Raw genomic sequence first — 22,651 nt, forward strand, 5'->3', positions numbered from 1 at the left:
TCGGATCCGGGCCGCGGCCCGGCGGGGCGTTCAGTGCGGGAAGATCTCGGGGTGCCGCGCGAGTTCGACGCGCGTGCGTCGGACGTGGCGGTACAGCACATCCTCGGCCTCGTCGGCGTCGCCGCGGCGGATCGCTTCGACGAGGAGGCGGTGGTCGAGGTGCACGGCCGCGTCCTCGCCGTGTGCGCGTGCCACCCTCGTGAAGGCGCGACGGTAGTGGTGCGTACGGTTCCAGAGGCGCACGACGGTCTCGCGCAGCATCGTCGTATCCGCCGCCGCGTATGTCGCAAGGTGGAAGGCCCGGTCGAGCGAGAGAAACTCCTCGGCGTCCGCAGCGCGCTCCATGCGCGCCGCCAGCTCGGCGAGGTCGTCGACCGCTGGGGCGAGCAGCGGCACGTTCATCGCCAGCAGCAGCGGCTCGATCCGCTCGCGCACGCGGTACAACTCCTCGCATTCGGCGAGGTTGAGCTGCGACACCCAAGCGCCGGCGTTCGCGACCCGCGTGATGAGGCCCTCGGCCTCCAGGATCCGCAGCGCCTCGCGCACCGGCACCCGACTCGCAGCGTACTGGTCGGCGAGATCCTCCTGGCGCACGCGCGTGCCCGGCGGGTACGCTCCCTCCAGGATGGCCGCGCGTACGCCGTCGGCGATCCGCACGCCCGCCGATCCGTGCCCGCTGTTCGCGGCGACTGCGCTATCCGCAGGGGTGCCCTCATACGCACCGTGCGGGTCGATGTCGGTGTCGAATGCCATGCGGTTCACTCTGCCGGACGCGCGGGGTGCCACAGCGCCGTGCCGGGTGTGTCCTGCAGTGCCGTGTCGATCTCGTACGCTTTGCCGTCGGGGAAGCTGACGAGTTCGAACTGCATGCCCCAAGGGGCGCGGAAGTAGACCCAGCGCTGTCCGGCCGATGCGCCGGCGGACGCCACGGGATCGCCCATCACCTCGACGTCCTGCGCGCGCAGGTACGCCACGGCCGCGTCCATGTCTTCGACGTAGAACGCGAGGTGATGGCCGCCGATGTCGCTGTTGCGCGGTTGCGGCGCCTGGCCGTCGGCCGCGTCGTACTGGAAGACTTCGAGATTGGAGCCGTTCTCGAGCCGATAGAACCGGATCTCCCGGATGACCGTGCGCGGATGCACGCCGATCTGCCGCTGCATCCAGTCGTCGTCTGACTGCTTGGCCCCGAGCGTGTAGACGCGCACCGCACCGAGCACGCCGACGAGGAACGCCTCCGCCTCGTCGAGATCGGGAACGGTGAAGCCGATGTGGTCGGTGCCGCGGACTCCTGGGATCGGCATGCGGACCTCCTTGTCGCAGGGAACGCGCGAGGCGCCCGATTGGACCCATTTTCATGCATCTTGGACGAAATAGCCAGCGCGAATCGATCGGAGAGCTTGTATTGGATCCGATCTGATCGTACTCTCGGCCATGACGCCAGAGTCGGCGTCGATGACGGAGGGTGGCGAGGATGCCCAGACGCAAGCGGTTGCAGACCGGGGTGGAGTGGATTCAGCTCGCGTCCACCGCTGCCGACTGGAACGCCGCGGATCCCGCGCTGCTGCGCACGATCCTCGGGCAGCTGCACCTCATCAGGGCCTTCGAGGAGACCGTGCTCGAGCTGGCAGGCGAAGGCCTGGTGCACGGCCCCGCGCACTCGAGCATCGGTCAGGAGGGCGGCGCGGTCGGGTCGATCGTCGGGTTGCGCTCGAGCGATGCGGTGAACGGCTCGCACCGTGGGCACCACCAGTTCCTCGCGAAGGTCATCGGCCACGTCTCCAGGGGAGGCCTCGACCTCGATGCGCTCGTGTCGGACGATCTGCAGACCGTGCTGCAGCGCACGCTCGCCGAGATCCTCGGCCTCGCGCAGGGCTTCTCGGGTGGGCGCGGCGGCTCGATGCACCTGCAGTGGCTCGAGGCCGGTGCGCTCGGAACCAACGCGATCGTCGGCGGCGGCGCGCCGTTCGCCGCGGGCAACGCGTGGGCGCAGAAGCACGGCGGCACCACCGACCTCACGGTCAACTACTTCGGCGACGGCGCGTCGCAGATCGGGTCGGTGCTCGAGTCGTTCAACCTCGCGGCGGCGTGGAAGCTGCCCGTCGCGTACTTCATCGAGAACAACCTCTACGCGGTGTCGACCCGTGCCGATGAGGTCACGGCCGACGCGCGCTTCTCGGTGCGCGGTCAGGGCTTCGGCATCCCGTCGTGGCGCGTCGACGGCATGGATCCGCTCGCCGTGCACCTCGCGATGGAGGAGGCCGCCGAGCGGATGCGGGCGGGTGAGGGGCCCGCGATCGTCGAGGCCGAGGTGTACCGCTTCTTCCACCAGAACGGGCCGTTCCCCGGCAGCGCGTTCGGCTACCGGCCAAAGGCCGAGGAGGCCGCGTGGCGCGAGCGCGATCCGATCGTCCGCACGACCACCGAGCTGCGGAGGCTGGGGCTGCTCGACGAGGCGGGTGCCGCGGGCGTGCGAGAGCAGGCGCAGGCGGCGCTCGCCGACGCCGTCGCCGCGCTCATCGAGCCCGATCCGGACGCGCCCGGCAAGCGTCGCATCCGCCCCGAGCTGTGGCCGGATCCCGCCGTCGTCGACAGAGGCATCCGCTCGGACGGAGCCGAGCTCGACGGTCTCTCGGTGCTCGATCCCGTCGATCACTCGGGACCGTGGCAGCACACCAAGTTCGTCGATGCGATCGCCGCCACGCTCGACCGCCGAATGGCCGAGGACGAGCGGATCATCGTGCTCGGTGAGGACGTGCACCGCCTCAATGGCGGCACCAACGGTGCGACCAAGGGGCTCGCGAAGAAGTACGGTGAGGACCGGGTGATCGGCACCCCGATCAGCGAGAACGCTTTCTTCGGTCTGGCCGGCGGTGTCGCGCTCGACGGCCGGTTCCGGCCCGTTGTCGAGTTCATGTACCCCGACTTCATGTGGGTCGCGGCCGACCAGGTGTTCAACCAGGTCGCCAAGGTGCGCCACATGTTCGGCGACAACAATCGGATGCCGCTCGTGCTCCGCACGAAGGTGGCGATGGGATCGGGTTACGGCTCGCAGCACCTGATGGACCCGGCGGGCATCTTCGCGACCTCCGCCGGGTGGCGCATCGTCGCGGCCTCGAACGCCGCCGACTACCGAGGGCTGCTCAACGCAGCGCTGGCTCTGGAGGACCCGGTGCTCGTGATCGAGCACGTCGACCTTTACGGCCAGGCGGACCAGGTGCCGGAGGGCGAAGCCGACTACATCATCCCGCCCGGCTCGGCCGCGGTGCGGCGCACGGGCGCGGAGGTGACGGTGCTGACCTACCTGTCAATGGTGCAGCACTCGCTCGAGGCGATCGAGCAGACCGGCATCGACGGCGAGCTGATCGATCTGCGCTGGCTCGACCGCGCCTCGCTCGACTGGGACACGGTCGGCGAGAGCATCCGCAAGACCAACCGCGTGCTGATCGTCGAGCAGGGCGCGCGCGGCACGTCGTACGGCGGCTGGCTCGCCGACGAGCTGCAGCGGCGCTTCTTCGACTGGCTCGACCAACCGATCGAGCGCGTCACTGGCGGTGAGGCGTCGCCGTCGATCTCGAAGGTGCTGGAGCGGGCCGCGATCGCGAAGACCGAGGAGGTCGCCGCCGGCCTGGAGCGCGTGCGCGCGGGATGGGGAACAGTCTGATGGCCACCGTGATCCGGATGCCGCAGCTCGCGGCGGGAGGCGCCGAGGCAGCCGTGCAGGCGTGGCTCGTCGAGCCGGGCGACGCGATCGACGTCGGCCAGTCGATCGTCGAGATCGAGACCGAGAAGGCGGTCGTCGAGTATGAGGCCGAAGTCGCTGGTGTCTTCGCCGGATCGCTCGTCGGTGCGGGAGAGCAAGCCGCCGTGGGTGCGCCGATCGCCGTGATCGCGGGCCAGGGAGAGGCGCTCGACACCGCGCTCGCCGAGGCCGGCGCCGATGCCGCGCCGTCGCCGACGGAGGCGGCGGGGGTGCCCGAGGCGGCGCCGGTGCCCGCCGCGCCCGAGCCGGAGACGGCGCCCGAGCCGGAGTCCGCGCCCGAGCCGGCGACGGTGCCTGAGATGCCCGAGGCCGCTCCCGTGGGTGAGGCAGAGGCTCCGCCCGCAGCGGCCGGGGCGGCGCGGGCGGGGCGCACCTTCGTCACGCCGCTGGTGCGCCGCCTGGCGGCAGAGCGCGGAATCGACGTCCACGCGATCCCCGGTACCGGCCCTAACGGGCGCATCACCCGCCGTGACTTCGACGCGTTCGTCGCGGCAGCGCCCGCAACTCCTGCTCTGGCGGCACCCGATGCCGCGCCGGCCGCCACCGCTGCGCCCGGCCCGGCCGCGCCGGAGACCGGCTTCACCGACGTGCCGCACACGGGCATGCGCCGCGCGATCGCGCGGCGGCTCACCGAGAGCACGTCGTCCGTGCCGCATTTCTTTCTGGTCGCCGATACGCGCGTCGACGAGCTGCTGGCGTTGCGGGAGCGAATCAACGCGTCCGGTGCCGAGAAGGTGTCCGTCAACGATCTGGTGCTGAAGGCGGTTGCCGGGGCGCTCACAGACGTCCCCGACGCCAACGCGATTTGGACGGATGAAGCCACCCGGCGCTTCGACGCGGTCGACCTCGCGGTCGCCGTCTCGGTGCCGAACGGCCTGCTCACCCCGGTCGTCCGTGGGGCCGATCGGCTGTCACTCGGCGCGCTCAGCGCGACAGTCAGGGAACTCGCCGGCCGGGCGCGCGAGGGGCGCCTCAAGCAACATGAGCTCGAAGGCGGATCCTTCTCCGTCTCGAACCTCGGCATGTACGGCACGAGTCAGTTCTCCGCGATCATCAACCCGCCGCACGCCGGGATCCTCGCCGTGGGCGCCGCGTTGAAGCGTCCCGTCGTCATGGCCGGTGGCGAGCTGGGCGTCGCCACGGTGATGACCGTCACGCTCTCAGCCGACCACCGCGTGCTCGACGGTGCGCTCGCCGCCGAGTGGCTGGCCGCTTTCGTGAAGAGGATCGAGAACCCGCTGTCGATCCTGCTCTGACGAGCGATTCCGCTTCAGGCCGCGGGTCAGACCAGGTCGCGCCAGTCGGGCGCGGGCGAGGAGGTCGGCACGGGAGCCGTCACGCCCTCGGTGAGGGGGCCCATGATGGTCGCCTCGTCGCGGCGGTGCCGCAGCACGTCCTGGATGTAGCTGCTCAGCACCTCGGCGAGCGGGACGGATGCCTCGCGCTTCTCCTCGAGGTGCCAGCGGTGCTCGAGCACCTGATGGTACACCTCGGCGGGCTCGAGCTTGGCCCGAAGCTCGAACGGGATCGCCCGGACCACCGGCTCGAACGCCTGTGTGAGCCACTCGTGCGCCGCGAGTTCCTCCTCGTCCTCCGTGCGGCCGGAGCGCACGCGGAACTCGTCGAGGTCGTTGAGCAGGCGGCGGGCCTGGTTCTCCTCGACGTCGAGGCCCGTGAGGCGGATGAGGCGCCGCTGGTGGTGACCCGCGTCGACCACCTTCGGCTGGATGGACACGCGCGTGCCGTCCGCCACCGTCTCGATGGACATCTCGCCGATGTCGAAGCCCAGCTCGTTGAGGCGCCGCACGCGCTCCGTGATGCGCCACGACTCCGAGACCGAGAACGTCTCCTGGTCGCGGATGGCGCTCCACAGCGCGCGGTAGGCGGAGACGATGCCGTCGGCCACGGCGACCGGATCGACTCCGCCCTCGAGTCGGCCGCTCGCCGCGAGATCCATGAGTTCGCCCGCGATGTTGGTGCGCGCGAGGTCGAGGTCGTGCTCGCGCTGACCGTCGGTGAGGCCGTCGCCCGTGGCGGACTCGTGGAGCTCACCGGTCTCGGCGTCGACGAGGTAGGCCGCGAACGCGCCCGCGTCGCGCCGGAACAGGGTGTTCGACAGGGAGACGTCTCCCCAGTAGAAGCCCACGTTGTGGAGCCGGACGAGCAGGACGGCGAGGGCATCGACGAGCCGCGTCGCGGTGCCGGGGCGCAGCGCGTGCGTGAACAGCGCGCGGTACGGCATCGAGAAGCTCAGGTGCGCCGTGACGAGCGCGGCCGGCAGCGGCTCGCCGTCCGGTGTGGTACGGCCCGCGACGACGGCGACGCGCCGCACGCACGGCACGTCGAGCCGCTGGAGGCTGCCGAGCATCTCGTACTCGCGCTGCGCCATCGCGCTGGTGGTCTCCTTGACCGCGACGATCTGCCCCGAAAGCTCACTGAAGCGCACGACGTGGCGCGAGATGCCCTTGGGCAGCTTGACGATCGTGCTCGCCGGCCACTGCTCGAGGGGGACCTTCCAGGGCAGGGCGAGCAGGCTCTGATCGAACTCGGCCGCCGTGATGCGCAGGGACTCGGGCACGGATCACCTCGTGTCTGGATGCGGTGCGGCCGGCGCTGTCGGAGGCGGCCCGGGCGCGGCCGCGCCGCCTCCGTGGGCGCTCGGCGTCAGACGGTCGCGACGGCGGGCGTCAGGCGCTCGCCCGTCTCGATGTCGAAGACGTGCACGTGGTCGGGCGCGGGAGCGAGCGTGACCGTCTCGCCCGCGCTGGGGTGCACGCGGCCGTCGACGCGCGCGACGATGTCGGTGCGCTTGCCGTCGATCTCGGAGTGGCCGTAGAGGTAGCCGTCCGCACCGAGCTCCTCGACGAGGTCGACCGTGACCTGCAGCCCCTCGCCGTCCGACGGGGCGACGGTGATGTCCTCCGGCCGCACGCCCACGGTGACCTCGGAGCCGTGGGCCCGCGAGAGCGCGCCCGCTTCGACGCGCACGACCTTCGAACCGAACTTGACGCCGCCCTCGACGAGGTCAGCGGGGAACAGGTTCATGGCGGGCGAGCCGATGAAGCCGGCGACGAACACGTTGTTGGGCTTCTCGTACAGCTCGCGCGGCGTGCCGACCTGCTGCAGCAGGCCGTCCTTCAGCACGGCGATGCGGTCGCCCATCGTCAGCGCCTCCGTCTGGTCGTGCGTGACGTACACGGTGGTGACACCGAGGCGGCGCTGCAGCGACGCGATCTGCGTGCGGGTCTGGACGCGCAGCTTGGCGTCGAGGTTCGACAGCGGCTCGTCCATCAGGAACACCTGGGGCTCGCGAACGATCGCCCGGCCCATGGCGACGCGCTGGCGCTGACCGCCCGAGAGCGCCTTGGGCTTCCGGGCGAGGAACGGCTCGAGGTCGAGCAGCTTGGCGGCCTCCAGCACCCGCTTGGCGCGCTCCTCCTTGCCGACGCCCGCGATCTTGAGCGCGAAGCCCATGTTCTCGGCCACGGTCATGTGCGGGTAGAGCGCGTAGTTCTGGAAGACCATCGCGATGTCGCGGTCCTTGGGCGGCACGTCGGTGACGTCGCGGTCGCCGATGAGGATGCGCCCGTCGTTGACCTCCTCGAGGCCGGCGAGCATGCGCAGCGAGGTCGACTTTCCGCAGCCGGACGGGCCGACGAGGACGAGGAACTCCCCGTCGCCGATCTCGAGGTTGAGCTTGTCCACCGCGGGGCGGGTTCCGCCCGGATACAGACGGGTGGCGTTGTCGAACGTGACCGAGGCCATGATTTCTCCTTCACCGGCAGGTACGTGCCGGACGATCCGTAGTGATGGATGCGATGCCCGGCTCCTCTCGAAACCAGGCCCCGCAGACCCGCCGTTGGGTCGCTCTCAGTATGGCACGCGGCCATCCGGCCCGGTCCGCCCGGGCGTGTCGCGCGACGCGGATCCGCCCGCCGGAGGCGCCGGTCGCGACCCCGTCTGGGCTTTTCTCAGCCGTACTCACTAGCATCGGAGAGTTGTGGCGGTGATCTGGCCGCCACGCGTTCAGCTTCAAGAGGATGGCATGTCGAGCGACGAGACGGGCGAGACCGCCGAGGCGCGACGCCGGCGCGAGGCGCTGCGCGAGAAGGCCCAGCAGGTCAAGGCGCGTCAGGCGCGCAACCGCGTGCTCCGGCGCGCGGCGATCGTCCTGGGCGTCGTCGCCGTCGTCGCGGCCGTCGCCTTCGCGGTCACGAACGCCGTGGTCCCGACCCTGTCGAAGCCCACGCTGAACCCGGCCAACATGCAGGACGACGGCGTCGTCCTGGACGAGACCGTGGTCGGCGCGGACGATGACGACGAGGCGGACGAGGCCGAAGCGCAGACGAACGCCGCCCCCGCGGTCGAGATCCACGTGTACGTCGACTACCTGTCAGAGGCGTCCGGCGTCTTCCAGCGGACGAATGCCGCACAGCTGAAGGAGTGGGTCGAGCAGGGCGCGGTGTCGCTCGTGTATCACCCCGTGGCGCTCCTGACGTCGAAGTCGAACGGCACGAAGTACTCCCAGCGCGCAGCCGGAGCGGCCGCGTGCGTGTGGGAGCACGCGCCCGAGGCGTTCATCGCATACAACCACGAGCTGCTGACGAACCAGCCCTCGCCCGACAGTGACGGCTATTCCGACGCGGAACTCGCGGACCGCGCGATCGCCGTCGGCGCCGCCAACACGCAGGTCGTGCGCGCGTGCATCGAGAACGAGGACTACTTCTCCTGGGCGCGTGAGGCGACCGAGCGCGCGCTGACTGAGCCTCTGCCGGGAACGGATGACGTGACCCTGTCGGGCGCGCCGATGATCCTCGTGAACGGCCAGTCGTACGTCGGCTCCCTGGAGCGGGCTGAGGAGTTCTCGCAGTTCGTGCTGAACGTCTCCAGCGACGCCTACCTGCGCACCGCGACCCCGACGCCGTCCCCCGCCCCGACTCCCACCGACGAGCCTCCCGCCCCGACCCCCACCGACGGAGAGTAGCGTCCTGCAGCACCGGGCGTGACGGCTCGGTATGCTCGACTGGTCCGCCGCGCGACCATCGTCGCGCGGGACCACGCCGGCTTAGCTCAGTTGGTAGAGCACCTGTCTTGTAAACAGGGGGTCGTGGGTTCGAGCCCCGCAGCCGGCACCGCGGCGCACTCTAGCTCACGCGCCAGGGGTTGATGATCTCGATGCCCGCCGCGGCGAAGTCGGCATCATTCCGCGTGGCGACTGCGTATCCGTGAGCGGCCGCCGTTGCCGCGATGAGTCCGTCCGCGACGGGAAGCGGCCGGCCGGCCGTGCGGGCTCTCGCCGCGATGCGCCCGTAGTGGATGGCCGCGCGCGCGTCGTACGCCAGGATCCTGCCTTCGTACAGCTCGAGGATCGCGTCGATGATCGAGCGCAGCCGGTCGCGCCGCGCCCCCGCGGCGAGCGTCTCGACGCCGAACCGCAGCTCTCCGCACGTGATCGCACTCAGGTAGAGCGTGTCCTGCGCCTGCGCGTCCAGCCAGTCCAGGACCACGGGCGACGGCTCACGGCGCAGGGTCTCTGAGACGATGTTGGTGTCGAGGACGATCACGGCAGTTCGATCGGCTCGGCCGGTGTGCGGTCGCGCATGTCATCGAGCAGCGCCGCCTCCTCGTCGGCCAGTCGCGCTCGGCGCCCGATCTGCGACATGGCCTGTCCCATCCGCACCCGTTGCTGAGGCAGGACGGCGCTCGAGAGAATCGACCTCACCTCTGCCTCGGTGCTTCGACCGTGCCGCTGTGCCTGTGCCTTGAGTGCGCGGTGCACCTCGTCCGGCAGGCTTCGGATCGTGATGGCAGCCAATCGTCACCTCCCGCCTGCGATATCACTCTGTGCGAGATGATATCAAAGACTCCCGGTTTCCCCCTCTCCGTACCGGCCGAACGCGCAGTTCCGGGAGCTGTTCGGCGGGGGCAGGAGCCCGGATCTGGAGCGTTTTCGCTCCGATCAGGACCAGCATGCGGACGGACAGCTCTCGGATCCCCATGGCCGGTGAGCGAAGCGTCGGCCTCGTCACCATCGTCCCGGTGGCCCGTCCGAGCACCGTCTAAGGAGTGTCTGGCAGCCGCGGGGCCCGCTCACTCCGAGGGGATGACCACCCACAGCGCGATGTAGACCGGGATCGTCCAGCCGAAGAAGAACAGACCGAGCACCGCGAGCACCCGCACGGGCGTCGGGCTGATGTCGAACCGGTCGGCGACGACCGAGCAGACTCCGGCGATGATGCGGTCCTGGCGGCGGCGCACGAGCAGCTTCGGCATGGTGGCCACGCTAGCCCATCGCGGCACGCGCGTCACCCGTGCGCGGTCGTGGGCAGTGGGTCCCACGTGGGCGCGTCCCGTCCCCAGGGACGTGCCATGCGGGGCCAGACCTCGGGGGCGGCGGCGAACGCGAGGGGCGGCGGTGCCGTGGTGACCACGGGCGGATCCGGCTCGGGTCCCGCGAGCGGTGCGGTCGCGGTGGGGAGGCGGTCCTCAGTCGCGGTCGGCTGCGCGCCGGCGGGGCCCGCCTCCAGCAGCTCTTGCGCGACGCGGGCGAGGCTCACGCCGACGCGGAGCGTGCCGCCGGAGGCGCGCTGGCGGCGCAGCGCCGTGGCGACGGCCGCGGCGAGGAGGTGGCCCGCGGAATGGTCCAGCGCCTGCACGGGGAGCGCACCGGGGGTCGCGCCCGCGTCGCGGCTCTCGGCGATCGCGATGCCGGACGCCGCCTGCACGAGGCTGTCGAAGCCGCGCCGCCGGCTCCAGGGGCCCGTGACGCCCCAGGCCGACACCTCGGCGATGACCAGTCCCGCGCGGTGTTCGGCGAGCGTCGCGGGATCCAGGCCCAGCCGCTCCAGCGCGCCGGGGCGGTAGCCGAGCGCGAGCACGTCCGCGGACGCGAGCAGCTCGTCGAAATCGCGCCGGTCGCGGCGGGCGCCCAGGTCGAGCCGCGTGGACCGCTTGCCGTGCCCGGTGTCGAGGTGCTGCCACTCGATCTCGGGCAGGTGTGGCGAGTCGACCCGCAGCACGTCGGCGCCGGCGAGCGCGAGGTCGCGGGTGGCCACGGGCCCGGCGATGACGCGCGTGAGGTCCAGCACGCGCACGCCCGCCAGGGGCAGCCCATTCCGCTGCGGGGCGGTCGCCGCGCGCCACCGCCGCGGGTCGGCCGGGCCGGCGAGGTCCAGCGCGACCAGCGGCGCCCCGGCCACGGCCCTGGCCTGCGGGTGCGCGCGCCACGACTGCGGATCCCGCACCGCGATCGCGAGGGCGCCGTGCTCGGCCGCGGCCTCCTCGAGCGCCGTGGCCGACCGGCGTGCAACGGCGCGCTCGACGTCCGCGCGTTGCGCGTCGGATCCGAGCCCGAGCAGCCCGCGGAGGCGCTCGGCATGGTGCGGGTAGTTGCCGTGCGTGCGGATCCAGCCGTCCTCCGCGCGCCAGAAGCCCGACAGCGGTGACCACACGTCCGGCGCGGTCCCGTCGATCCGCAGCAGGCGGTCACTGCCGTACGAGGCGGCGACGCGCGCCCCGTCCACTCGCACGGGCGCGGGCCCCGGCTGTCCCGAGCGGGACGCGAGCACGGCGTTCAGGGCGAGGGAGGCGAGCGCCACGCTGTCCACGGCCAGCTCCGCGACCCGCAGAGCGGAACGCCACCGCGGCGGCTCGGCGGGCGGCTCCACCCGCGCCAGCTCGTCGTCCGCGAACCCCAGGTCCGCCGCGGCGCGCCGTCCTACCGGGCCCAGCGCGCCGACCTCGTCGCGAGCGGGCCCGGCCGCGTCCGGGGTCACGGGCGCACCTCGCCCCGGGCCGTCCGGTCGCGGATCGCCGACACCACGGCGGCCATGTCGTCCCGATCGTGGCCGAGCCGCTCCGCCTCCGCGAACAGCTGCGTGCACACCTCCATGAGGGGAGAGGCGGTCGCGGAGCGCCGGGCCGCGTCGACGATGAGGCGGCTGTTCTTGAGCACGTCGGGGATCGCCGCGTGGACGCTCCAGTCCTCCTGCGCGAGCTTGGCGGCCTTGGATGTCGACACGGTCGACGCCATGGGGCCCGCTGCCAGGATCCGCTCCAGCAGCGCCGGGTCGAGGCGGTGTCGCTCGGCGAAGTGGAAGGCCTCCGCCAGGCCGCTCACCAGCGTGATGAGGAACGTGTTGACCGCGAGCTTCATGGTCAGAGCGTCGGGCGGCGCTCCGCACCGGAAGATCTGCGCGCACATCGGGCGCAGCACGGGGGTCACGCGCTCGACGTCGGCGTCGTCGCCCGCCACCATCGCGATCAGAGCGCCCTCGAGCGCGGGCTGCCGAGAGCCGGAGACGGGCGCCTCGACGTACCGTCCGCCCGCCGCGCGAAGGCGCTCGCCGAGGGCGCTCGAGTATGCCGGGGCGACGGTGCCCATCTGCACGACGGTCGTCCCCCGGTAGTCGACAGAGCCGTCGAACCGGACGACGTCGTCCAGCGCGCGCTCGTCGGCGAGCATCAGGATGACGACCGGGCACCGCGCGAACACCTCGGCCGGCGATCCGGCCACGCCCGCGCCGGCCGCGGCGAGCGGCTCGGTCGCCGCGGCCGTGCGGTTCCAGACCAGCAACGGCCAGGCTCCGGTCAGCCGGGCGGCCATGGCCGCGCCCATGACCCCGAGGCTGATGAACCCGACCCGGTGTCTCACGGGCTCCGCCGCTGCGTCCACGATCCACCTCCCTGACGTCTCGTGCAGCGATCCAACCGCGTCGCCGAGGTTCGTGTCGAGTGCCACGCTGCGCTCCGTGGACCGACCGACGGCGTCGGCACCCGAGACACCGCGAGGAGCGCGGGAATACGGAACGTCTCGACGGCGTCATGAACAATAAGAGTTGAGTCGACTCGACGCAGGTTTGCAGTCGGAGTCGAATCGGAGTGCGCGAGAGGAGAGGGGAGCTGGTTCGGATGACGCACTACCGCAACGGATGGAAGACGGCGCTGCTGCTGGGATCGCTCACGGCCCTGATCCTTGCGATCGGCTACGGGGTCGGAGGCGGCACGGGCCTCGCGCTGGCCGTCGTCGTGTCGCTCGCGATGAACGGCATCGCGTACTTCTGGTCGGATCGCATCGCGCTCGCCTCGATGCGTGCGCGTCCCGTCACCGACGTGGAGGCGCCGCAGCTGCGGGCTACCGTGCGCGAACTGGCCGCCGCCGCGGGCCTTCCGGAGCCGCGCGTCTACGTGAGCCCGCTGGCGCAGCCGAACGCGTTCGCGACCGGGCGCGATCCGCGCCACGCCGCGGTGTGCGTGACCGAGGGGTTGCTGCGCCTGCTCGGCCCGCGGGAGCTGCGCGCCGTCCTCGCGCACGAGCTCGCGCACGTCGCGAACCGCGACATCCTGATCTCGAGCGTGGCGGCGGGACTGGCGGGCATCGTGACCTCGCTGGCCAACCTCGCCCTGTTCCTGCCGTGGGGCTCGGACGACGAGGACGCGCCCAACCCGCTCGCGATCCTGCTGATGCTCGTGCTCGGCCCGCTCGCCGCCGGCCTGATCCAGCTCGCGATCAGCCGCACGCGCGAGTACGAGGCGGACCTCGACGGCGCGCGGCTGTCCGGCGACCCGATCGCGCTCGCGAGCGCGCTGCAGAAGATCGAGCGCGGCGCGCGCGCCACGCCGATCGAGCCGCAGGGGACCGCGGCGTCGCAGGCGCACCTGATGATCGCCCACCCGCTGGCCGACGAGGGGATCGCGGGGCTGTTCCGCACCCACCCGGCCACGGCCGAGCGGATCCGGCGGCTGCGCGAGATCGCCTCCGTCGCCCCGCGGCGCACGTTCGTGCGCCTGCACTAGGGCAACCGCGGCGCACGTTCGTGCCCCTGCGGTAGGGCACGGCGGCGCAGATTCGTGCGCCTGGGACGGTGCGCGGACGTCCGGTCGCGCGGGCGTAGGGTGGGGCGGTGCGCGTTCCCGCCGAGCCCTCCGCCCCGCGCGGTCGACGCCGCGGGCTGCTGCCGGTCGCCGGGGCCGTGGGCGTCGGACTGCTCACGGCGATCCAGTCCCGCGTGAACGGCGGGCTGGGGGCCGCGCTGGAGAACGGTGTGATGGCGGCGCTGGTCTCCTTCGGCTCGGGGTTCGTGATCATGGTGGTCGTCGTCGCGGCGCTGCCCTCGGGGCGTGCGGGGATGTCACGCCTGTGGCGAGGGATGCGCGCGCGCGACATCCCGTGGTGGATCCTGATCGGCGGCGCGGCGGGCGCGCTCACGACCGGGGCCCAGGGCGCCGTCGTGGGGGTGATCGGTACGGCCCTGTTCACGGTGGGCGTCGTCGCGGGGCAGACGCTCAACGGGCTCGTGCTCGATCGCGCGGGCTACAGCCCCTCGGGGGTCACGGCCGTGACGATGCCGCGCGTCGCGGGCGTCGCGCTCGCGCTCGCCGCGGTGGGAGTGGCTCTCACCGGCGGCACGCTGCGGGAGGTGCCGCTGTGGATGCTGCTGCTGCCGGTGCTCGTGGGGGCGGCGCTGGCCTGGCAGCAGGCGACGAACGGCCGGCTCCAGCGCAAGACCGCCTCGGCGACCGCAGCGACCTTCGTCAACTTCGCCGGCGGCACGCTCGTCCTGGGCGTCGTCGCGGTGGTGCAGGTGCCCGCCGTGGGCGTGGCGCCGTTCCCGGCCGAGCCGTGGCTGTATCTCGGCGGGGCTCTGGGCGTCGTCTACATCGCCATGTCGGCGGCGCTCGCGCCGCGCATCGGCGTGCTGCTGCTCACGCTGGGCTCGGTCTTCGGGATGCTCGTGGGCTCGCTCGTGCTCGACGCGCTGTGGCCGCCCGCTGTGCCGCCGTCTCCGTGGCGCTCGGCGGCGACGGTCCTGATCGCCGGTGCCGGCGTCGCGGTCACGGCGCTCGCGCGACGGCCCGTCCGCTGACGCGTGGACGGCCGGCCCTGCCGTCCGCTACTTCTTCTTGCCCTTCTTGTCTTTCTTCCGGGGCATGGACGAGAGGAATCGCTCGCCGTCGACGGTCTTGATGCGCAGTTCCCGGGAGCGTTCGGGCTTGCCGCCGACGTAGAGCCATCCGAGCAGCCGCTCGTTCCGCGCCAGCCCGTGTGCCTTGGCCACCGCCTTGGAACGCGTGGCGTCTCCCGTGCGCCAGAAGACGCCCCAGCCGGCCTCGTCGAGCAGGAGGCTGAGCATGTGGGCCACGCCGGCCGCGACCGCCTCCTGCTCCCACTCCGGCACTTTGTGCGAGGGGCGGATCCGGGCCACCACGGCGATCAGCAGCGGCGCGCGAAGCGGCTTCGTCGACACGCCCCGCTTGCGCTCGGCCTTGTGGAGGGCGCGCCCGAGCCGCTCACGGTCGTCCCCGCGCAGCTCGATCAGCCGCCACGGGGCGAGGCCGGAGTGGTCGGCCACGCGGCCGGCGGCCGACACCAGCTCGACCAGCTCGGCGTGTGTGGGGGCCTCGTCCGTCACGCGCAAGAGCGAACGCCGCACGCGCATCGCCTCGAGCGCGCTCATCGCGTGCCGTTCAGGACTCGGGGCGGAAGTCGAGCGACAGCGAGTTCATGCAGTAACGGTCGCCCGTGGGCGTGCCGAAGCCGTCGGGGAAGACGTGTCCCAGGTGCGATCCGCACGTGGCGCAGCGCACCTCCGTGCGCACCATCCCGTGGCTGGTGTCCTCCAACAGCTCGACGGCGTCGGGGCGGACCGACTCGTAGAAGCTGGGCCAGCCGCAGTGGGAGTCGAACTTCGTCCCGCTCTTGAACAGCTCGGCCCCGCACGCGGCGCAGGTGTACAGCCCGGCGCGATCCTCGTCCAGCAGCTCTCCCGTCCAGGGGCGCTCCGTGCCGGCCTCGCGCAGCACGGCGTACTGCTCCGGCGTGAGCTCGGCGCGCCACTCCTCCTCGGACTTGCTGACCTTGTACGACATGGATTCCCTCCCGATGGCCTGAATCCAGCGTACGCCCGCGCGGCGCCCCCGGGCCCGGGCGTCGCGCCGGCGTCGCTCGTCCGCGGCGCGAGAGGATGAGGGGATGACGCAGAGTCCCGACAGCGCGGAGGCCGAGGCGGTCGCCGAACGGTTCGCGCGCTTCGCCCGCGAGGAGGCGCCCGGCCGCTCAGCCGTGTACGCGGAATGGGCGACCGGCGTCGCGGCCGATCCCGAGCTGTGCGGCATCCTCGCCCGCATCCCGGCGCAGCGACGGCAGCCGCCGCTCGTCTTCGCCGTCACGCGCATGCTGGGCGCCCCGGTCGAACCCGCGGGCGCCGGATCGTTCGCCGCGTGGGCGGCGTTCGTGCGCGCGAACGCGGCACGGGTCGTGGCCGAGTGCTCGGCGCGCACGCTGCAGACCAACGAGCCGCTGAGGTGCGCGGCGCTGCTGCCCGCGCTCGCCCGCATACCCGGGCCGCTCGCGTTGCTCGAGCTGGGCGCCTCGGGCGGGCTGTGCCTCTACCCCGATCGCTATGCGTACCGATACGGCAGGACGGGTCTCGAGCTCGGGCCGCGGGGCGGCGCGGCAGTGACGCTCGAGACGGAGGTGCGCGGCGCCGAGCCGCTCGAGTTGCCCGACGCGCTGCCGCGCATCGTCTGGCGAGGCGGCATCGACCTGCAGCCCCTGGATGCGCGCGACGCAGGCGACAGGGCATGGCTGGAGGGGCTGGTCTGGCCTGAGGAGCGCGATCGCGCCGAACGGATCTCCGCCGCGCTGGACGTCGTGGCCGCCGATCCGCCGCTGCTCGTGGCGGGGGACGCCTCCGATGTCGCGCTGGTGCGCCGCGTCGCCGCGCGGGCCCCCGTCGACGCGACACTCGTCGTCACCACCCCCGGTGTGCTTCCCTATGTGCCGCGGGCGCGGCGCGAGGCGCTCATCGCGGCACTGCGCGATCCGGCAGGCGTCCGCGCCCCGCTCCCCGGGCAGCACCGCGGGGCGCACTGGATCACGCTCGACCAGCCGGGCCTCCACGACGCCTGGAGTCCGCCCATCGATGCGGCTGCTTGGCCCGGCTTCGCGCTCGCTCTCGACGGCGAGGTCCTCGCCGCCGCTGACCCGCTGGGCGCGTGGATCGAACCGCGCCGCGCCGGCCACTGAGCCCGGCGCCGCTGCGCGGCCGCCGCGGCCGCCGTCGCCGTGCTCGCGACGAGCGTGTCCCACTTGTTGTCGGTATGACCCGCATATAGCGGCGCGAAGTGGGACATGGTCGGGCTCATACCGGCCTGAAGTGGGACGCCCCGTCGAGGGTGCCGGTCGTCGGTGTGGGTGTCGCGCGTCGCTCCCGATGTGTGTGTCCCACTTGTTGTCGGTATGGCGTGCGTATAGCGGCACGATGTGGGACACGGGTTGGCTCATACCGGCACGGAGTGGGACATCCCCTCGAAGGGCGTCGGACGCTGAGCCGCGCACGCGGTCGGATCCCGCCCGGAGCGCCTCCCGGCGCGGGAGCGTCCCCGCGCCTAGCGTGGTCCCATGTCGTCCTCGCAGCCTGCGTCCTCGCCGCCGGAAGGATCCGCCGCTGGCGGGCTGTCGGACCGGGACCGCGCGATCCTGGCGTTCGAGGCGGAATGGCGCCGGCACGGCGGCGCCAAGGAGGAGGCCATCCGGGCCCGGCTCGGCTTGACGCCGGCGCGCTACTACCAGCTGCTCGGCCGGCTCATCGACGCGCCCGAGGCGATCGCCGCCGATCCGCTGCTCGTCGGCCGCCTGCGCCGGCAGCGCGACGCCCGGCTGGCGGCCCGTCGCGGGGGTCCGGAGCGCGGTCGCGCCGCCGGCGGCGCGCGCCTCGCGGGCTGACCCGCCGTCGTGCGCGCGGGACGATCAGCGCGCTCCGGGTAGCATCGGGGGGTGCCGACCAGCTATCCCCGGGACCGCTTCGACGATGTGCCCCGCCAGGCGGAGCGCGTCGGCGCGCACCGCGCCGAGCCCCCGCGGATGTCGCGGCTCGTCGTCTTCCTGTGGGCTGCGCTCGCGACCGTGGTCCTGACGGCGGCGGGCATCCTCGCCTTCCTGCTGCTCTCCCAGCGGGTGGACATCCTTCCCGCCCCGGAGCGGCCCCCAGCGGCTGAGCCCGTGATCGACACCGACTACCGCGTGCTCATCCTCAACGGCACGGCCACGCCCGGGCTCGAGGACGAGGCGGCGGAGCACCTGACGGCGGCCGGCTGGAGCGAGGACATGGTGATCCCGTCCCCGTCCTCCGTGACCGACTTCCCGGAGACGACCGTGTACTACGCGTCGCCGGACGAGGAGGCGGTGGCCCTCGGCATCGCCGAGACGATCGGCGGGGCCCGCGTGGAGCAGAGCGACGAGTACCACAGCCCGGAGGACCCGATCCTGGAGGTCACCGTGGTCGTGGGCCTCGACCGTGTTTCAGGCGGGTAAACAGTTCGAAGCGGACGTGTCAACACTCGTCCGCTGACGCTCCCGGAGCGCGGACGCGCGGATACGATTCCCGCGTATCAGCACCCGCACCAGGAGAGTTCGCATGACCCAGGGCACCGTCAAATGGTTCAACGCCGAGAAGGGCTACGGGTTCATCACCGTGGCCGACGGCGGCCAGGACGTCTTCGTCCACTACTCGAACATCGAGATGAGCGGCTTCCGCGTGCTGGAGGAGGGGCAGTCCGTCGAGTTCACCGTCGGCGCCGGGCAGAAGGGGCCGCAGGCCGAGGCCGTTCGCGTCGTGTGACGCGTCGCCCGGCGGCGCGGGATGCGCCCGCCGGAACGGCCGGAGCGGCGTCGTCGCGCGGCCCGGATGGGCTGCGCCCACCGCTGTCCGAGTGGCTTGCACTCGGTGGGGGTGAGTGCCAGAATGGCGTTAGCACTCGCGGGAATGGAGTGCTAAGACCACACGCCTACGTCCGGGAGGGACGACACACACATGGCAAAGATGATCGCTTTCGACGAGGAGGCCCGTCGCGGCCTCGAGCGCGGCCTCAACACGCTGGCCGACGCCGTCAAGGTGACGCTCGGCCCGCGCGGTCGCAACGTCGTGCTTGAGAAGAAGTGGGGCGCCCCCACCATCACGAACGACGGCGTCTCGATCGCCAAGGAGATCGAGCTCGACGACCCGTACGAGAAGATCGGTGCCGAGCTCGTCAAGGAGGTCGCGAAGAAGACCGACGACGTCGCCGGTGACGGCACGACCACCGCGACCGTCCTCGCCCAGGCGCTCGTCCGCGAGGGCCTGCGCAACGTCGCTGCCGGCGCCGACCCGATCGGCCTGAAGCGCGGCATCGAGAAGGCCGTCCAGGCGCTCTCGGACGAGCTGCTCAAGCAGGCCAAGGAGGTCGAGTCGAAGGAGCAGATCGCCGCGACCGCGTCGATCTCGGCCGCCGACACCGCGATCGGTGAGCTCATCGCCGAGGCCATCGACAAGGTGGGCAAGGAGGGCGTCGTCACCGTCGAGGAGTCGAACACCTTCGGCACCGAGCTCGAGCTCACGGAGGGTATGCGCTTCGACAAGGGCTACCTGAACCCCTACTTCGTGACCGACCCGGAGCGCCAGGAGGCGGTCTTCGAGGACCCCTACATCCTGATCGCGAACCAGAAGATCTCGAACATCAAGGACCTTCTGCCGGTCGTCGACAAGGTGATCCAGGCGGGCAAGGAGCTCGTCATCATCGCCGAGGACGTCGAGGGCGAGGCGCTCGCGACGCTCGTGCTGAACAAGATCCGCGGCATCTTCAAGTCGGTCGCCGTCAAGGCTCCCGGCTTCGGCGACCGCCGCAAGGCCCAGCTGCAGGACATCGCGATCCTCACGGGTGGCCAGGTCATCACGGAGGAGGTCGGCCTCAAGCTCGAGAACACCGACCTCGAGCTGCTCGGCCGCGCCCGCAAGGTCATCGTCACGAAGGACGAGACGACGATCGTCGAGGGTGCCGGCGACACGGAGCAGATCGAGGGCCGCGTGACCCAGATCCGCCGCGAGATCGAGAACACCGACAGCGACTACGACCGCGAGAAGCTGCAGGAGCGCCTCGCCAAGCTCGCCGGCGGCGTTGCCGTCATCAAGGCGGGCGCGGCCACCGAGGTCGAGCTCAAGGAGCGCAAGCACCGCATCGAGGACGCCGTCCGCAACGCGAAGGCCGCCGTCGAGGAGGGCATCGTCGCCGGTGGTGGCGTCGCCCTCATCCAGGCCGGCAAGACCGCGTTCGAGGGCCTGGAGCTCACGGGCGACGAGGCCACCGGTGCGAACATCGTCAAGGTCGCGATCGAGGCTCCGCTGAAGCAGATCGCCCTCAACGCCGGTCTCGAGCCGGGCGTCGTCGCGAACAAGGTCGCCGACCTCCCGGTCGGCCACGGCCTCAACGCCGCGACGGGCGAGTACGGTGACCTGTTCGCGCAGGGCATCATCGACCCCGCCAAGGTGACGCGCTCGGCGCTGCAGAACGCCGCGTCGATCGCCGGCCTCTTCCTCACGACCGAGGCCGTCGTCGCCGACAAGCCCGAGAAGGCCGCGGCCCCGGCCGGCGGCGGCGACCCCACGGGCGGCATGGACTTTTGATGCGGCGCGACTCAATGCCGCGAAGCGGCGTTGAGTCGTGACGGATCAAGGTTGAGCGAGCGAGCAAAGCGAGCGAGTCGAAACCCGCACGTGAGCGCCCGAGCTCAACTCCCGTCCGACACAGCAGAGCGGCCCCTCCTCCGGGAGGGGCCGCTCTGCTGTGTCGGCGTCAGCGGAACATGCCGGCCGTGAGGTGCTCGGTCTCGGCGTACTGGGCGCCGGCGACGCCCAGGGCCTGGCCGATGGAGGCGAGCGCCTCCTCGACCGTGCGCTGGGTGGCTCGCCACTGCTCGATCGTGCCGTGGAATGCGCTCGCCGCGCCGCCCTGCCACGACGACTGCAGGTGCAGCAGCTGACCGAGCAGCGCCTCGGTCTCGGCGCGGATGCGTTCGGCCGTGGCGTGCACCTGCGCGGTCGCGGTCAGGACGGCGTCGCTGTCGACGGAGTATGCGGGCATCGTGTGTCTCCCGGTTCGTGAGGTTCATGGACGCCGTCTCACGCTAGGTTCCCGCAGACCCGCACGGGCACCCGGGTCCCGGATCGGGAGGGACGGCGCGCGACGGGGGCGTTGGGGACGAGGAGTGGCGCGGCGGACCGCTCACGCGCCGGCGTTCGCGCCGCCCGCATCCTCGTCCGGCCGCAGCTTCGGCATCGGCTGCGTCTCGATGTATGCGTGGTCCGCGATGTCGCGCCGCTGCGCCAGCGGGAACGACACGCGGAACGTCGCGCCGCCGCCGGGGGTGTCCGTGACCGCGACCGCCCCGTGCAGCGCCTCGACGATGGACGCGACGATCGCCAGTCCCAGGCCGCTGCCGCCCGTCTCCCGGGCGCGGGAGGTGTCCGCACGCCAGAACCGCTCGAAGATCTGGTCGCGGATCGCCTCGGGCACGCCCTCGCCGTGATCGACGACGGCGATCCACCCCATGTCCTTTTCGATGTCCACGCCGACCTCGATCTCGATGGGCGAGCCCTCCGGGCTGAAGCGGCGGGCGTTCCCGAGCAGGTTGGCGATGACCTGGCGCACGCGGTGCTCCTCGCCGAGGATGACCGGCGGCACGGCCACGGGGCGCATGGCCTGCGGCACCGAGAAGTCGAGCGGCGGCACCTCGATCTCCCCCGTGGGCTCGCCCGCCGCGCGGTTGCGGCGGCGCAGCATCGACGCCAGCCCCTCGGTCGCCGCCGTGATCGACCGCGGCAGGCGGCGGGGGATGCTCTTGGTGTCGGTCGTCACGCCGTCGCGGTGCTCCTCGGCGGGCGGCTCGACCGGCGCGCTGATCGCGATCGGGCCCGTGAGCGCCTCCGCGGTCGTGTCGATGACCGTGACGAGGCGCGCCGGATCGGCGGCCCGCACGTCAAGCGCGGCGTCGCGCGCGAGCGGGCGCAGGTCGACGGGCGCGATGTCCAGCTCGCGGCGCTCGTCGAGGCGCGCGAGCGCGAGGAGGTCCTCGACGAGCACGCCCATCCGGATCGCCTCCTTCTCGATGCGCTCCATCGCGCGCGCGGTGTCCTCCGGGCCCTGGATGGCGCCCATCCGGTACAGCTCCGCGTAGCCGCGCACGCTCACCAGCGGCGTGCGGAGCTCGTGGCTCGCGTCGCCTACGAACCGCCGCATCTGCCGCACCGTGGCGTCGCGCTGGGACAGGGCCGCGTCGACGCGGTCGAGCATGGTGTTGATCGCCGACTTCAGGCGCCCGATCTCGGTGTGCGGCTCGATGTCCGTCAGCCGCTGGCTGAAGTCGCCCGCCGCGATGGACATCGCGGTGTTCTCCACCTGGCTGAAGCGGCGGAAGGTGAGGGTGACCGCCCAGCGCGTCAGCAGCGCGCCCCACACGATGGTGGCGAGCGAGACGAGCGTGAAGATGCCGAAGTAGGTGCCGATGAACCGGTCGACCTCGTCGAGCGGCAGCGCGACCATCTGGGTGTAGAACGTGCCGCTCTGCGGCAGCGGGTTCACGGCCACGGCCGCGTGGAACACCTCGCCGGCGCCGTCGGTGAGCACGAAGATCTTGCCCTGGTCGGCGTAGGCGTTCGACAGCGGGTACTCGCTGTGGAACAGCGGCCGGGGGAAGCCGGGTCCGCGACCCCCGCCGGTGGCCAGCAGGTCGCCCTCGGGGCCGTAGATCGCGACGTAGTAGTCCGTGCGCGGCGCGTTCGCCCGCGTCGTGAACACCGGGCCCCGCACCTCGTCGCCGGAGATGTTGAACAGCTGCTCCCCGACGGGCGTGACCGCGAGCTGCTGCAGGGACGACTCGATGTTGCCCACGAGCGCGCCGCGCAGGATGGGCGTCGTGCCGACGCCGGTCGCCAGCAGTCCGAGGGCCAGCACCGTCACGGTGACACCGGTGACCTTGGCGCGCAGGCTGATGCGCCGCCACCAGCGGGTGATCGCGTCGGTCTTCTTCGCCAGGACGGGGCCTCTCTGCGGGATCGCGGCGGGCAACGCGCGCCGCCG

The 22,651-nt window shown here is 72.1% G+C and carries 23 protein-coding genes and 1 tRNA gene; 11 read left to right on the forward strand and 13 right to left on the reverse strand.

Features of this window, described 5'->3' with window-relative positions; all coding sequences use genetic code 11:
- Positions 1-30: 30 nt before the first annotated feature.
- Both IEX37_RS08995 and IEX37_RS09000 read right to left on the reverse strand, forming a co-directional pair.
- Positions 31-753 carry a GntR family transcriptional regulator gene (locus IEX37_RS08995; RefSeq protein ID WP_188755932.1) on the reverse strand — a complete coding sequence of 241 codons (723 nt, stop codon included), beginning with the start codon at positions 751-753 and terminating at the stop codon, positions 31-33.
- Between the two features lie 5 nt (positions 754-758).
- Entirely contained in the window at positions 759-1,301 is a 543-nt protein-coding gene (locus tag IEX37_RS09000; RefSeq protein ID WP_188755933.1) for a VOC family protein, read from the reverse strand.
- Positions 1,302-1,471: 170 nt separating this feature from the next.
- Here IEX37_RS09000 and IEX37_RS09005 point away from each other — a divergent pair, with 170 nt between their 5' ends.
- Together IEX37_RS09005 and IEX37_RS09010 are read left to right on the forward strand one after the other, a co-directional pair.
- On the forward strand, positions 1,472-3,661 hold the full coding sequence (locus tag IEX37_RS09005) for an alpha-ketoacid dehydrogenase subunit alpha/beta (protein ID WP_188755934.1): 2,190 nt from the start codon (positions 1,472-1,474) through the stop codon (positions 3,659-3,661).
- Positions 3,661-5,016 (forward strand): dihydrolipoamide acetyltransferase family protein, encoded by a 1,356-nt coding sequence (locus IEX37_RS09010; protein ID WP_188755935.1) that lies wholly within the window; start codon positions 3,661-3,663, stop codon positions 5,014-5,016. The genes IEX37_RS09005 and IEX37_RS09010 overlap by 1 nt, the downstream gene beginning before the upstream one ends.
- Before the next feature lie 26 nt (positions 5,017-5,042).
- On the opposite strand, the gene IEX37_RS09015 is transcribed toward IEX37_RS09010, so the two are convergent.
- Together IEX37_RS09015 and IEX37_RS09020 are read right to left on the reverse strand one after the other, a co-directional pair.
- On the reverse strand, positions 5,043-6,338 hold the full coding sequence (locus IEX37_RS09015) for a DUF4032 domain-containing protein (RefSeq protein ID WP_188755936.1): 1,296 nt from the start codon (positions 6,336-6,338) through the stop codon (positions 5,043-5,045).
- Positions 6,339-6,424: 86 nt separating this feature from the next.
- On the reverse strand, positions 6,425-7,525 hold the full coding sequence (locus tag IEX37_RS09020; protein WP_188755937.1) for an ABC transporter ATP-binding protein: 1,101 nt from the start codon (positions 7,523-7,525) through the stop codon (positions 6,425-6,427).
- Positions 7,526-7,805: 280 nt separating this feature from the next.
- Here IEX37_RS09020 and IEX37_RS09025 point away from each other — a divergent pair, with 280 nt between their 5' ends.
- Together IEX37_RS09025 and IEX37_RS09030 are read left to right on the forward strand one after the other, a co-directional pair.
- Positions 7,806-8,744 (forward strand): DsbA family protein, encoded by a 939-nt coding sequence (locus IEX37_RS09025; RefSeq protein WP_188755938.1) that lies wholly within the window; start codon positions 7,806-7,808, stop codon positions 8,742-8,744.
- A 75-nt stretch (positions 8,745-8,819) separates the two neighbouring features.
- Positions 8,820-8,892 (forward strand) — tRNA-Thr (locus tag IEX37_RS09030).
- A gap of 12 nt (positions 8,893-8,904) precedes the next feature.
- Here the strand turns inward: IEX37_RS09030 and IEX37_RS09035 are convergent.
- The 5 genes from IEX37_RS09035 to IEX37_RS09055 form a co-directional block, all read right to left on the reverse strand.
- Positions 8,905-9,324: a type II toxin-antitoxin system VapC family toxin gene (locus IEX37_RS09035; protein ID WP_188755939.1), complete on the reverse strand. Its 420-nt coding sequence runs from the start codon at positions 9,322-9,324 to the stop codon at positions 8,905-8,907.
- Positions 9,321-9,575 (reverse strand): FitA-like ribbon-helix-helix domain-containing protein, encoded by a 255-nt coding sequence (locus tag IEX37_RS09040; RefSeq protein ID WP_188755940.1) that lies wholly within the window; start codon positions 9,573-9,575, stop codon positions 9,321-9,323. The genes IEX37_RS09035 and IEX37_RS09040 overlap by 4 nt, the downstream gene beginning before the upstream one ends.
- 275 nt (positions 9,576-9,850) lie before the next feature.
- Complete coding sequence (locus IEX37_RS09045; protein ID WP_188755941.1) at positions 9,851-10,033, reverse strand: PspC domain-containing protein; 183 nt, start codon at positions 10,031-10,033, stop codon at positions 9,851-9,853.
- 32 nt (positions 10,034-10,065) lie between these two features.
- Positions 10,066-11,535, reverse strand: a complete 1,470-nt coding sequence (locus IEX37_RS09050; RefSeq protein WP_229663174.1) for a CoA transferase — start codon at positions 11,533-11,535, stop codon at positions 10,066-10,068.
- Positions 11,532-12,500, reverse strand: coding sequence for an NAD(P)-dependent oxidoreductase (locus IEX37_RS09055; protein ID WP_229663175.1), 969 nt, complete (start codon positions 12,498-12,500; stop codon positions 11,532-11,534). The genes IEX37_RS09050 and IEX37_RS09055 overlap by 4 nt, the downstream gene beginning before the upstream one ends.
- Before the next feature lie 170 nt (positions 12,501-12,670).
- On the opposite strand from IEX37_RS09055, the gene IEX37_RS09060 reads away from it, so the two are divergent.
- Together IEX37_RS09060 and IEX37_RS09065 are read left to right on the forward strand one after the other, a co-directional pair.
- Positions 12,671-13,555, forward strand: a complete 885-nt coding sequence (locus tag IEX37_RS09060; RefSeq protein WP_188755942.1) for a M48 family metalloprotease — start codon at positions 12,671-12,673, stop codon at positions 13,553-13,555.
- A 107-nt stretch (positions 13,556-13,662) separates the two neighbouring features.
- Positions 13,663-14,625, forward strand: coding sequence for a DMT family transporter (locus tag IEX37_RS09065; protein WP_229663176.1), 963 nt, complete (start codon positions 13,663-13,665; stop codon positions 14,623-14,625).
- 27 nt (positions 14,626-14,652) lie between these two features.
- On the opposite strand, the gene IEX37_RS09070 is transcribed toward IEX37_RS09065, so the two are convergent.
- On the reverse strand, positions 14,653-15,216 hold the full coding sequence (locus IEX37_RS09070) for a nitroreductase family protein (protein WP_229663177.1): 564 nt from the start codon (positions 15,214-15,216) through the stop codon (positions 14,653-14,655).
- Positions 15,217-15,226: 10 nt separating this feature from the next.
- Entirely contained in the window at positions 15,227-15,628 is a 402-nt protein-coding gene (gene msrB / locus IEX37_RS09075) for a peptide-methionine (R)-S-oxide reductase MsrB (RefSeq protein ID WP_188755943.1), read from the reverse strand.
- A gap of 103 nt (positions 15,629-15,731) precedes the next feature.
- On the opposite strand from msrB, the gene IEX37_RS09080 reads away from it, so the two are divergent.
- From IEX37_RS09080 to groL, 5 genes are all read left to right on the forward strand, one after another.
- The gene (locus tag IEX37_RS09080) at positions 15,732-16,787 is read left to right on the forward strand and encodes a DUF2332 domain-containing protein (protein ID WP_188755944.1); all 1,056 of its coding nucleotides are present in this window, start codon (positions 15,732-15,734) and stop codon (positions 16,785-16,787) included.
- Positions 16,788-17,162: 375 nt separating this feature from the next.
- Complete coding sequence (locus tag IEX37_RS09085; RefSeq protein WP_188755945.1) at positions 17,163-17,486, forward strand: DUF3263 domain-containing protein; 324 nt, start codon at positions 17,163-17,165, stop codon at positions 17,484-17,486.
- Positions 17,487-17,537: 51 nt separating this feature from the next.
- Positions 17,538-18,074: a LytR C-terminal domain-containing protein gene (locus IEX37_RS09090; protein WP_188755946.1), complete on the forward strand. Its 537-nt coding sequence runs from the start codon at positions 17,538-17,540 to the stop codon at positions 18,072-18,074.
- Between the two features lie 103 nt (positions 18,075-18,177).
- Positions 18,178-18,381: a cold-shock protein gene (locus IEX37_RS09095; RefSeq protein ID WP_188755947.1), complete on the forward strand. Its 204-nt coding sequence runs from the start codon at positions 18,178-18,180 to the stop codon at positions 18,379-18,381.
- A 192-nt stretch (positions 18,382-18,573) separates the two neighbouring features.
- Positions 18,574-20,199 (forward strand): chaperonin GroEL, encoded by a 1,626-nt coding sequence (gene groL, locus IEX37_RS09100; RefSeq protein WP_188755948.1) that lies wholly within the window; start codon positions 18,574-18,576, stop codon positions 20,197-20,199.
- A gap of 169 nt (positions 20,200-20,368) precedes the next feature.
- On the opposite strand, the gene IEX37_RS09105 is transcribed toward groL, so the two are convergent.
- Positions 20,369-20,656 carry a WXG100 family type VII secretion target gene (locus IEX37_RS09105; protein ID WP_188755949.1) on the reverse strand — a complete coding sequence of 96 codons (288 nt, stop codon included), beginning with the start codon at positions 20,654-20,656 and terminating at the stop codon, positions 20,369-20,371.
- 141 nt (positions 20,657-20,797) lie between these two features.
- Positions 20,798-22,639 (reverse strand): sensor histidine kinase, encoded by a 1,842-nt coding sequence (locus IEX37_RS09110; RefSeq protein ID WP_229663178.1) that lies wholly within the window; start codon positions 22,637-22,639, stop codon positions 20,798-20,800.
- Positions 22,640-22,651: the final 12 nt, after the last annotated feature.

Origin of the sequence: Microbacterium album, assembly GCF_014643695.1 — a bacterium.
In the GTDB taxonomy this organism is placed as follows: domain Bacteria; phylum Actinomycetota; class Actinomycetes; order Actinomycetales; family Microbacteriaceae; genus Microbacterium; species Microbacterium album.